This is a genomic window from Rhizobium sp. PDO1-076 (assembly GCF_000247475.1).
Lineage (GTDB): Bacteria > Pseudomonadota > Alphaproteobacteria > Rhizobiales > Rhizobiaceae > Allorhizobium.
Map to the genome: position 1 here is coordinate 1 of NZ_AHZC01000430.1, position 11,582 is coordinate 11,582.

Below are 11,582 nucleotides of genomic sequence, written 5' to 3' on the forward strand. Positions count from 1 at the left end.
GCCGAGATCGGCACAACGCGCAATCGCGTTTCCGCCAACATGGATTTCATGCAGGATCTACAGGATGTCACGCAGACCGGAATCGGTCGTCTGGTGGATGCGGACCTGAATGAGCAGTCCGTATTGCTGGCGGCCCAGTTGGCGGCTCAGCAGCTTCAAACAACCTCGCTCAACATTGCCAACAATTCCATGGGGAATTCGCTGAAGCTGTTTCTCTGACCTCGCAAGGACCTGAGACGACAACAGCCCGCTGTGCGGCGGGCTGTTGATGCGATGATGGTCTCAGTGCTTCGGTGGCGAGCGCTTCGATTTTGTCCGTGCAGATGAAACCCTTGCCGGTGCCGTCGGTTTGGCGGTCGGTGCCGGGTTGGTGGCCTTCGCTGGCGTTGTGATTTCTGGCGTTACGGCCACTGGCGTTGCCAATGCCGGGCTCGTTTCCGGTTCCAACGGTACTGGACCGGCTTCGCTGACAACCGGCAACGGCGGTTCGGCGTCGGCCAACGCGTGCGGCATGTCATCGTGCGCTTGCATATCCGGCATCAGCTCTACGATCGGAGCTGGCGGGGCTGTCTCAGCGGACGCCAGTGGCGCAAGTTCGATCGGAGCGGGTTCGTCGTCTGGTACGGCAGGCGCCGCCTGTGTCTCAGCCTCGACCACCTGCGGCTCGATCTCCTTCAGTTCAACAGCCGAGGGCGAAGCCGCGCCGAGGATGTCTTTCAGAACTTTCGTGACCTGCAGGGCTCCGGCGATATCGGTATTGGTCGAATGTCCGCAGAGCGGAACGCGAATGTCGGTCTTGATCTTCGGTCGTGAGTTGATCTCGCCGAACCAATCCAGTTCGCCCACCACGTCGACCACGTCGGTGAAGATGTCCGGCATCTTGATGCGACCGCCAAAGGTGACGATGCGCGCCTTGTTGGCCAGCGTTTCCAGGCGCGCCGGTGCGGATACGGTCAGCGACTGGAGTGCGTCGGCCAGAACGCGATTGCCGCGCGAGTGACCGGCAAGCAGGCTGAACGAAAGCTCCGGGTCGGCCAGCAGCGTGGCGACCGTGTCGGTGTCCAAGCCGGTGCTGCGGACACTTTCCGTGTCTGCATCGCGTTTGCCGTAGGCGCCGAGTTTCGGCCGACCGACCAGATCGTCGATCACTTCGAGATTGCTGCGGACATGGCCGAGCCAGCCGAAGAAGAAGGCGCCGCCGATCGCCTCGTTGACGATGTCGCCGAGACCATAGCCAGAAACGACGGCGGCCACCGGGGCGTCGATCGCGTTGGCGACGTTGCGGGCAAAGGCGGCGGCGCCGATCGCGGAACCGCCAATGCCGGCAACGGCAAGCGCATGAACGTTGCGGCCGCCGCGCAGACGGTATTCCTCGACGCTGTCGCAAATTGTCAGCATGCCATGTCCGCCGGGCGGCACGATCATGATCAAACCTTCGGAGGCCAGCGCATCGCTGATATAGAAGGTTTCCTCGGCGGACAGCGACTTGACGTCGTAGAACAATGCGTCGAGCCCGGTATTGCGCATGCGCCAGGGCTCGAGCGCGGCATTGCGCGCCGGCCGGTGCTGTAGCCGTTCCGGCGTACTGAAGGTTCGGGCAAACTGGGTCAAACTCAGGGCGAATGCTGTTTCGAACATTTCCATCTCCCGTTTTTGCTGCGCCGCAACATAGACCGTTTCGGATGAATTAGCAATTGTGGTTGTACTCCGACGCGCCAAGGCGTCCATCGGATCATACGCTAGCGGATCCGGGCCGCGGGTTCCTTGACGATTGCCTTTTCTCGAACCTAAAGCGCGGTCTGGCGCAATGCTTCGCCTGCAATCATCGCGGCCGACATGGCGACGTTGATGGAGCGCTGGCCCTCGACCATCGGAATGACGATGCGTGCGTCTGCCATATCATGAACTTGATCGGGCACGCCGGCGCTTTCTCGACCGAAGAGCAGGATGTCGTCCGGCATGTAGGAAAAGCCGGTATATGGTTCTGCGGCCTTGGTCGATGCTAGCACTAGACGTCGGTTTTCAGCGCGTCGCCACTGGTCGAACTGCTCCCAGTTGACATGGCGTGTCATCGCGACGCTGGCGAGATAATCCATGCCGGCGCGCTTCAGGTTCTTGTCGGAGAGGACGAAGCCGGCCGGCTCGATGATATCAACTTTTAACCCGAGGCAGGCGGCAAGGCGCAGGATGGTGCCGGTATTGCCGGGGATGTCGGGCTGGAAAAGGGCGATGCGGAGCGCTGTCATGACGCGGGTTCTACGCCAGCCTAGCACCACCCTCAAGGGGGCTGGGCGGCAAGGGTCAACCTTCTGGTTGTTGTCAGTCTGCAACAGTTGCAGTGGAATGCCCTGTCATGTGCCATTCGCCGCTTTGCAAGCGCTGCCGAGGTGGTTACAACATCATCATCTGTAACACGCACGAGGGAGGGCCATCGATGGATTTTTTCGGTTTGAAGCCAGTGCCCCACCTGCTCGCCAGGCCTGCGTGACGGCGACTTCATCGCCTTTGTATTTCCCAAACTGATTCATCTTGCGGCCCTATGTGGCCTCAATCATTGACATTTCGCGCAGTTGCGACACGTCCCGATGACATGTCCGTTCGCGCGCTTCTTCATGGAGTTCCACATGTTCTCGTGGTTTGAAAACCGCTTGAATGCCTATCCTTCGGATGCGCCTTCTCTGCCGCCGAAGGGTCTGTTTGCCTTTTGCTGGCACTACACCAAGCCCGCATGGCCGTGGCTGCTGGTGCTCGGGCTTTGCTCGCTGCTGATCGCGGTGGGCGAAGTGTTCCTGTACCAGTTCCTCGGTAATATCGTCGACTGGTTGTCGAATGCCGATCGAACCACGTTTCTTGAAAACGAGGGTTCGCGGTTGATCGCCATGGGCGCACTGGTGCTGGTCGGGCTTCCGATCGTTGGGATCATCCACTCGATCACGATGCATCAGGTTCTGGCGGGCAACTTCCCGATGATCGCGCGCTGGCAGATGCACCGCTTCCTGTTGCGTCACTCGATGACCTTTTTCGCCAACGAGTTTGCCGGACGAGTCTCGACCAAGGTGATGCAGACGGCCCTGTCGATCCGGGAATCGACGATGAAGGTCATCGACGTCTTCGTCTATGCCACCAGTTTCTTCGTCTCGATGCTGGCTCTCGTTGCTGCCGTCGACTGGCGCCTGGTTCTGCCGCTCGCCGCATGGATCGTCATCTATGTGCTGATCCTGCGCTTCTTCATCCCGAAGCTGCGCAAGCTGTCCAGCGAACAGGCGGATGCGCGCTCGATGATGACCGGCCGGATCGTCGACAGCTACACCAATATTGCGACGGTGAAGCTGTTTTCCCATGCCGGCCGCGAGGAGAGCTATGCGCGGGAGGGAATGGATGCCTTTCTCGGTACCGTGCATCGCCAGATGCGGCAGATCACGCTGCTCAACATTGCCGTCGATATCAACAACGCCATCGTGCTGTTTTCGATCTCGGCGCTGAGCATCTGGTTCTGGCTCGACGGCGTGGTATCTGTCGGTGCGATCGCGATCGCCATCGGTCTTGCCATGCGCATCAATGGCATGTCGCAATGGATCATGTGGGAAGTGGCGGCGCTGTTTGAAAACATCGGCACCGTCTACGACGGCATGGGCATGATGACCACGGCGCATGACATCGTCGATGCGCCGACGGCAAAAGCGCTGACGGCGCCGAAGGGCGAGATCGTCTATGATGCGGTGGGCTTCCACTACGGCAAGCGCAACGGCGTGATCGAGGATTTCGCGCTGACGATCAAGGCCGGGGAAAAGGTTGGCCTGGTCGGTCGTTCCGGCGCAGGCAAGACGACGCTGGTCAACCTGTTGCTGCGCTTCTACGACCTGGAGAAGGGCCGAATTCTGGTTGATGGGCAGGACATTTCGCAGGTGTCGCAAGACAGTCTGCGGTCCCTGGTGGGCGTCGTCACCCAGGATACCTCGCTGCTGCACCGGTCGATCCGCGACAACATTGCCTATGGCCGGCCGGATGCCACGGATGCCGAGGTGATCGAGGCTGCCCGCCGTGCCAATGCCTGGGACTTCATCCAGACGCTGGCCGACCAGCAGGGCCGTGCGGGTCTCGATGCGCATGTCGGCGAACGCGGGGTGAAACTGTCCGGTGGCCAGCGCCAGCGCATCGCGATTGCGCGCGTCTTCCTCAAGGATGCGCCGATCCTGGTACTGGACGAGGCAACGTCTGCACTCGATTCGGAAGTCGAGGCGGCGATCCAGGAAAGCCTGTTCAAACTGATCGAGGACAAGACGGTGATTGCGATTGCGCACCGCCTGTCGACGCTGACGCAGATGGACCGGCTGATCGTGCTCGACAAGGGCCGGATCATCGAGAGCGGCTCGCATCAGGAACTGGTGGCGCTGGGTGGCGTCTATGCCGACCTGTGGAACCGCCAGTCCGGCGGCTTCCTGGCAGCCGAGGACGGCGACGAAACCGACGAGGCGGCGGAGTAACACCGCCGTTTCCCCCTCATTGCCGCAACGCGTCGCCATTCATCCGGCGGCGCGTTTGAGTTTTTCTGCACCCGGATCAGGAAATGTCGATTGGCATTCAGGGTCCGCATGCTTATTCGGGTGCTGGGCGCACTCCGAAATCAATGAAATGGCGAAGCCGATGCGGCAATATCTCGACTGGATCTGGGCGGCCGTTGCAGGGGGCATGCTGGCGGTGATGGTCACGTTGAACAGCGGGCTTGCCAGCTATTCCACCCCGTTCATCGCGTCCTGGGTCGTGCATGGTGTAGGGGCTGTCGCAGCGATCGTGCTGTTGCAGACCAGCCGGATGCGGTCCCCGAAACCGGCTGACCTGGCGATCCATGCTGCAAGGCCGCCGCTCTGGTCCTATTTTGGCGGAGCGCCCGGCGCGCTTGCCGTTGCGCTGGGATCCATCGCGGTCAATTCCAGCCTTGCCCTGGCCGGTGCACTGTCGCTGATGCTTGTCGGGCAGATCCTGTTCAGTCTCCTGTCCGACCTGTGGGGCTGGTTCGGTACCCCCAAACGCCCGCTCAACCGTTTCGACCTGCTGGCCGCCTTGCTGGTGACCATGGGCAGCGCGCTGGTGATCTATTCGGGAGGCGCGTCATGATCGGGTATGTTTTGATCGCGCTTACCGCCGGTGCCTTTGTCGGCATGTCGCGCTCGATCAATGGCCGCCTCGGCATGGATCGCGGTGCGTTCAAGGCGTCGTTCTGGAACCACCTGAGTGGCTTCCTGCTACTCACCGTGTTTGTGTTGCTGTTCGAACGCGGCAATTTCCACACTCTTGGACTGGCGCCGAGCTGGGCCTTTACCGGCGGCATCATCGGGGCCGGTTTTGTCGCCGTCAGCTCCTATGTGTTTCCGCGCATCGGCGCTGCCCGTTCGGCGCTGTTGATCATCGGCGGGCAGATGATCGCCGGGCTGATGATCGACCAGTTGCAGGTTGCATCGGGTCTTCATGCCGGTCAGGTGATTGGCGTGGTGTTGATCCTGCTTGGCATTTACCTGACGCGTTTCTCGCGTTAGGACCAGATTGGACGGCGCAGGATTGCCGGACACTCTTCTTCTCGAGGCCGACAAGCTGCCACTGATCGAAGCGGCATGAGGCAGTTCCGTCGCTCGTTTGATTTTCGTAACATTCTAATTTTACAATGACTTATGGTGGCGGCGTAGTGCTGGACTTCGCCATCTGACGTAATTTTTTCTTTAGTTTAAGCTGCCAAGACAGGGCGATATCCATCAAGCTCAGATTGCGGTTTCAGATGTTCAGCAAAGTCAAAATCAAATTTCTTATGCCGGCGCTTTTCGCGCTAGTCGTCGTTCTCCTCCTGCTCCAGGGCGTGCTGGGGATGCGCTCCGTATCCGAGCTCAACGCTCAGGCCGAGAAGCTGGGAGACCGGATGGAGCAATCGCTGATGACGGCAAATCTGGACAGGCTCTTGTCCGAAGTGCGTCGGCTTTACCTGATGACGCTGACCGCCAGCAATGCCGCAGATCAGAAGCGGACGCTTGAACAGTTGCAAAAAAAGACCGCGGAGCGCGCAGACGCTTTCAAGGCATTCAGCGACAGGATTTCCGACCCGTCGACGAAGGCGAGCATGGACAAGCTGAACGCAGTCCTGTCCACGTATGATGCGCTGGGCGAAAAGTTCGTCACCGTGGTCAAGGCATCACGCGTCTATGAAGCAAAGGCCATCATCGCGGAGATGATTCCGATCGGTGGCGAGGCCGGCATCCTCATGCAGGACATGATCAACGAAATCGGCGCCCGGAGCCACGACGATCAAAAGGCCGCAGCGCTTGCAGCCGAGTTCGCTTACATCACCACCATTGGCGCCATTGTGCTTGCTGCTCTGGTGGCTGCCGGCGCGGCATTGCTGAGCCTCGTCCGCGTCACGCGCCCGATCGGCGCGATTACCCACTCGATGAACATGCTTGCGTCCGGCAACAATGAGATTTCGATACCGCATACGGATCGTCATGATGAAATCGGCGAAATGGCCGCTGCCGTTTCCGTATTCCGTGACAATGCCGTCGCACGCGAGCGGCTGGAACTGGAAACCGAAAACAATCGCTCCACCAGCGAAAGCGAGCGCCTTGCTCGGGACGAACACAATGCTCGTACCGCAGCCGACGTCTCGTTTGCTGTCGAGAGTATTGCGCGTGGCCTGAAGGGTCTGTCCGATGGCGACATGACGTTCCGTCTGGACATTCCGTTTGCCGGCCAGCTTGAGCCGCTTCGTGCCAATTTCAACGAATCGGTGGCGAAACTGCAATCGGTGCTGCAGTCCGTCGGCGAGAATGCCCGAATGATCGATGCCGGCGCCAATGAGATCCGTTCCGCCGCCAATGATCTGTCCCGCCGGACCGAGCAGCAGGCTGCCTCCGTCGAGGAAACCGCCGCTGCGCTGGAACAGGTCACGACCGCGGTCAAGGATTCAGCGGTTCGTGCCGGCGAGGCAGGCAAGCTGGTCGAACAAACCCGTCACGGCGCCGAGCGCTCGGGAGAGATTGTCCATCAGGCCGTCAATGCCATGGAGGTGATCGAGAAATCGTCGAGCGAAATCGGCAACATCATCGGCGTGATCGACGATATTGCGTTTCAGACCAACCTGCTGGCGCTGAATGCCGGGGTCGAGGCGGCCCGTGCCGGCGAGGCGGGCAAGGGCTTTGCCGTGGTGGCACAGGAAGTGCGCGAACTGGCCCAGCGCTCCGCCAAGGCGGCGCGGGAGATCAAGGCGCTGATCACGACATCGGGCGAGAAGGTCCGTGATGGTGTCGATCTGGTCGGCCAGACCGGCAAGGCGTTGCAGTCGATCGTGACCGAGGTTCAGCAGATCAACGACAATGTCGCGTCCATCGCCGTGTCGGCCCGCGAACAGTCGACCGGTCTTTCCGAGATCAACATGTCGGTCAACGAGATGGACCAGGGCACACAGCAGAATGCGGCGATGGTCGAGCAGACCACGGCTGCAAGCCACAGCCTTGCAGCACAGGCAGCTGCGCTCAACGCGCTGCTGGCGCAGTTCAGGCTGGGCGATGGCCGGGCGGATCTGCATGTCGCGTCATCGGCCTCGCGTCCGGTTGCTTCGCCGGCGCATGCGATGAGCGACCGACTGGCCTCTGCCTTCGGCGGTGGGGCCACGGCTGCCCGGCGGCGCTGACGCCCCCTGATCAGGAAAGATCCTGACGAATAATGTGTGGTTCGGCGGCTTCGGCCGCCGTTGCCATTTTTGCAAAGCCGTTATTACGCAAATGTAATGACCGGCTTGCTTTGCCAGACGGTGGAAACCGCCTATATCGCATTGCATGTTTCATTCTGTTGCGCGTCTCTTCGAAAACTGGCTCGATCCATTTTCCCGCTCGGACAATTTGCGTCCGCCGGAGAAGACCTTGGCCTTTGTCTGGTTCTATGTCAGCCAGGCGAAGCTTGCCTTCCTGCTCATGGCGATATTCGGCGGCTCGATCGCCGTGCTGGAGGCCGGCCTGTTCTGGTTTGTCGGTCGGCTGGTCGATGTGCTCGACACCGTGCCCAAGGAGGCCGGATGGGACGGGCTGCTTGCGGCCCATGGGGGGGAGCTTGCCGCCATGGCCCTGGTCATGCTGGCGGGACGGTTCATCGTCGTGACGATCGGCGCGCTGGTCGAAGAACAGGTGATCGTCCTCAATTTCTTCAATCTGGTGCGCTGGCAGGCCTATGCGCATGTCGCGCGGCAATCGCTGTCCTTCTTCCAGAACGATTTTGCCGGCCGTATCGTCACCAAGGTCTGGTCCGCTGGCCAGTCCACCGGGGACCTGTTGACCTCCCTGCTTCAGGTTGTCTGGTTCATGGTGATCTACACGATCTCGACCATGGCGCTGGTCGCACAGCTCGACTGGCGGCTTTCGGCGGTCATCGGAGTGTGGATCGCGATTTTCCTGGTGCTTGCCCGCCTGTTCGTACCAAAGATCCGCTATCACGCCAGGGAATCGGCTGAAGCGTCGTCAATGTTGAATGGCCGTCTAGTGGACAGTTATTCCAATATCCAGACGCTGAAACTGTTCGGTAAGGAGCGGCAGAACGATCACTATATCAAGGCGGGTTTCGATCGCTTTCAGGACACGTTGAGGCCCTTTGCGCGACTTCTGACGGGCGTCCGGGCCTCGCTTGCCATCCTGTCTGGGGTGATGATCGTGATGGTCGCTGCAATTTCGATCGATCTGTGGTTTTCCGGCGCGATCACCGGCGGCGGGGTCGCATTCACGCTCGGCCTCGTGCTGCGGCTCAACATGCTGCTCGGCCGGATGATGACGCAGATGAACAGCATCATGCGCAATATCGGCACGATCCAGAATTCCGCTGAGTTGATCGCTAGACCGATCGACCTGGTCGATCGCGCCGATGCCACGGCGCTGAAAGTCGTATCGCCCGAAATCCGCTTCGAAAACGTCAGCTTTCACTATGGCCGCAAGAAGGGCGTGATCGATCACCTGACACTGACCATCGCACCGGGAGAAAAGGTGGGCATCGTCGGTCGTTCAGGAGCCGGCAAGTCGACCTTGGTCAATCTGCTTTTGCGGTTCTACGATGTCGAGGGGGGCCGCATCGTGATAGACGGCCAGGATATCGCAACGGTGACGCAGGAGAGCCTGAGGTCGCAGATCGGCATGGTGACACAAGACACGGCGCTGCTGCATCGCTCGATCCGCGACAATATCGTATTCGGACGCGAGGACGCATCCGATGAGCAATTGCTGAAGGCGACGGACAGGGCAGAAGCGCTCGACTTCATCCAGCGCCTGGAAGACCAACGTGGACGCAAGGCCTTTGACGCGCATGTCGGCGAGCGCGGGGTCAAGCTTTCGGGTGGGCAGCGCCAGCGGGTGGCGATTGCCCGTGTGATGCTGAAGGATGCGCCGATCCTCGTCCTGGATGAGGCGACCTCGGCGCTCGACTCGGAAGTCGAGGCAGCAATTCAGTCCAATCTCGACAAGCTGATGCAAGGCAAGACAGTTCTGGCCATCGCCCATCGCCTGTCGACCATTGCCGCGCTGGACCGTCTCGTCGTCATGGACAAGGGCCGGATCATCGAACAGGGGACACATGCCGAACTCGTTGCGCGGGGCGGACTTTATTCCGAGCTCTGGGCGCGGCAATCCGGCGGTTTCCTCGATACGCAGGGTGTTGTCGAGGAGGCCTGATGCGCGCTTGTTTTCTTGTTCGGCGATTCAATCGCGGGCGGGGACAACCCGTGATCAGTTGTCTGGTTCGGCTTCACCGATCAGTGCTACGTCGGCGACAAGGCCGAAATGGTTTGATCCATAGCTCTCGTCGAGACGCTTCAGCGACAGCGGTGCGAACTCTTTGCCGATGAAGATGTGATCGATCGCAATGCCGGCCACGCCGGCTTCGACTGGCCATGTCGCGGGTTCGGGGCCGACCTTGCGCAGGCCCGAGCGCCGCAGGAAACGCTGCATGTCCGGTGCGATGCTGTCCGAGTTGAAATCGCCGGCCAGGATGACGCTGCCTTTGGCATCGTTCAGCCCCAGGATGAGGTTGTCCATTTCAATGCTGTGATAATCGTCGAAATACGGTTTCGAAACGTGGGCCGCGAGAAGGCTGATCTTGCGGCCGGCAACCTCGATCTCGATCTCGGCGAAGCGGTCGGCGCGCAGATCGCTGAGCTCATCGTAGCGGCCAGCCCGGATGGGATGCTTCGACAGCATCATCAGATCGCAGGTTGGGGTCTCGATGCCGCAGCCGATGCGGTAGGGATAGGTTTCGCCGAGCCGATCGAGTTCGCCAAAAAGCGGATTGGCTTCCATGATGTAGACCACATCCGCTTGCGATCCCTGGATCATGTCGGCGATCTTTCCGGCATTCTCGACATTGTCGTTGAGGATGTTGAAGCTGAGGATGCGCAGGCGAGGGGCGTTGGCGATCGCCTCTGCTGGCAAGGGGCTGGCGACGAATTCGCGCTTCATCCACAGGCTGTGGCCAATCAGGGCGAGACAGACGGCCAGCAATATCCATACATAGACGCCGCGTTTCACCAGAAGGCAGAGCAGGATGCCGACAAGAACGATCAGACTGATCTGCAGTTGCAGGCTGAAAAAGAAGGAAAAAATCCAAAGCTCGGTGACATAGCGCATACCGAGGGCCGCCAGCGCCAGTGTCAGCAGGACGCAAAAAACGCAATAGATATTGTCTCTCATGCCCGTCCCGACCCTGTCATCCGGGCTCGGCCGGAGGCACCCGACCATGCTTGAAAAAAGGCGGGCTTGCAAGAACCGTCCGGTTCATCCAACCTCATGGCACCACGTCACAATTTATTCCGCGACATAGTGGCTCCTTCCCCGTGCGGAGACTGGACAGAATGCTTTATCAAGCTTAGAACGCGGCAATCTGGGGGGAATCTATGGCCGGACTATGTCTGATTCATGATTCCCACTGCGGGGGCAGAATGCGGTGTGTCGCAGGATTGCGAAGAGGATAATTTGACCGTGAGCGAACACGAGACCAATGCACAACATGCGGCCGAACCTACGCGCCGTGACTTTCTCTACATGGTGACCGGTATGGCCGGCGCGGTTGGTGCAGCCGCCGTCGCATGGCCGTTCATTGATCAGATGCGTCCGGACGCTTCCACTCTTGCGCTCGCTTCGATCGAAGTCGACGTGGCCGCGCTTGAGCCCGGCATGTCGTTGACGGTGAAGTGGCGCGGCAAGCCGGTGTTCATCCGCAACCGCACGGCCAAGGAAGTCGAGGAAGCCAATCAGGTGGCGCTTGCCGACCTCAAGGACCCGATTGCCCGCAACGCCAATGTCGATGCTGCCGCTGACGCAACCGACCTTGCCCGCTCTGCAGGCGAAGGCAAGGAGAACTGGATCGTCATGATCGGTTCCTGTACCCATCTCGGCTGCGTGCCGCTTGGTCAGGCAGGCGATTTCGGCGGATGGTTCTGTCCCTGCCACGGCTCGCACTACGATACCGCGGGTCGTATCCGGAAAGGTCCGGCACCGATGAATCTTGCAATTCCGACCTTCGGATTTGTGTCTGATTCAGTGATCAAGATCGGTTGAGGGGATAAGAGA

Annotated in this window: 10 protein-coding genes; 7 read left to right on the top strand and 3 right to left on the bottom strand. The window is 60.2% G+C overall.

Annotation, left to right across the window (positions count from 1 at the left end; genetic code table 11):
• Window positions 1-219, top strand: a 219-nt coding sequence (locus PDO_RS24910) for a flagellin (protein ID WP_007608323.1), incomplete at its 5' end; no start/stop codon positions are given.
• 63 nt (window positions 220-282) lie between these two features.
• Here the strand turns inward: PDO_RS24910 and PDO_RS24915 are convergent.
• Together PDO_RS24915 and PDO_RS24920 are read right to left on the bottom strand one after the other, a co-directional pair.
• Window positions 283-1,638, bottom strand: coding sequence for a hypothetical protein (locus PDO_RS24915; protein ID WP_007608324.1), 1,356 nt, complete (start codon window positions 1,636-1,638; stop codon window positions 283-285).
• Window positions 1,639-1,787: 149 nt separating this feature from the next.
• Complete coding sequence (locus tag PDO_RS24920) at window positions 1,788-2,246, bottom strand: tRNA (cytidine(34)-2'-O)-methyltransferase (RefSeq protein WP_007608326.1); 459 nt, start codon at window positions 2,244-2,246, stop codon at window positions 1,788-1,790.
• Window positions 2,247-2,624: 378 nt separating this feature from the next.
• Here PDO_RS24920 and PDO_RS24925 point away from each other — a divergent pair, with 378 nt between their 5' ends.
• From PDO_RS24925 to PDO_RS24945, 5 genes are all read left to right on the top strand, one after another.
• Window positions 2,625-4,484 carry an ABC transporter ATP-binding protein gene (locus PDO_RS24925; RefSeq protein WP_007608329.1) on the top strand — a complete coding sequence of 620 codons (1,860 nt, stop codon included), beginning with the start codon at window positions 2,625-2,627 and terminating at the stop codon, window positions 4,482-4,484.
• Between the two features lie 148 nt (window positions 4,485-4,632).
• Window positions 4,633-5,115, top strand: a complete 483-nt coding sequence (locus tag PDO_RS24930; protein ID WP_244426526.1) for a DMT family transporter — start codon at window positions 4,633-4,635, stop codon at window positions 5,113-5,115.
• Window positions 5,112-5,534 (top strand): DMT family transporter, encoded by a 423-nt coding sequence (locus PDO_RS24935; RefSeq protein WP_037075451.1) that lies wholly within the window; start codon window positions 5,112-5,114, stop codon window positions 5,532-5,534. Before PDO_RS24930 ends, PDO_RS24935 begins: the two co-directional genes overlap by 4 nt.
• A gap of 236 nt (window positions 5,535-5,770) precedes the next feature.
• The gene (locus PDO_RS24940; RefSeq protein WP_007608331.1) at window positions 5,771-7,672 is read left to right on the top strand and encodes a HAMP domain-containing methyl-accepting chemotaxis protein; all 1,902 of its coding nucleotides are present in this window, start codon (window positions 5,771-5,773) and stop codon (window positions 7,670-7,672) included.
• A 145-nt stretch (window positions 7,673-7,817) separates the two neighbouring features.
• Window positions 7,818-9,689 (top strand): ABC transporter ATP-binding protein, encoded by a 1,872-nt coding sequence (locus PDO_RS24945; RefSeq protein WP_007608333.1) that lies wholly within the window; start codon window positions 7,818-7,820, stop codon window positions 9,687-9,689.
• 54 nt (window positions 9,690-9,743) lie between these two features.
• On the opposite strand, the gene PDO_RS24950 is transcribed toward PDO_RS24945, so the two are convergent.
• Window positions 9,744-10,703 (bottom strand): endonuclease/exonuclease/phosphatase family protein, encoded by a 960-nt coding sequence (locus PDO_RS24950; protein WP_007608335.1) that lies wholly within the window; start codon window positions 10,701-10,703, stop codon window positions 9,744-9,746.
• Between the two features lie 288 nt (window positions 10,704-10,991).
• Between PDO_RS24950 and petA the strand changes: the two genes are divergently transcribed.
• A complete protein-coding gene (petA, locus tag PDO_RS24955) occupies window positions 10,992-11,570 on the top strand; it encodes a ubiquinol-cytochrome c reductase iron-sulfur subunit (protein WP_037075490.1) in 579 nt (192 codons plus the stop codon).
• Window positions 11,571-11,582 lie beyond the last annotated feature (12 nt).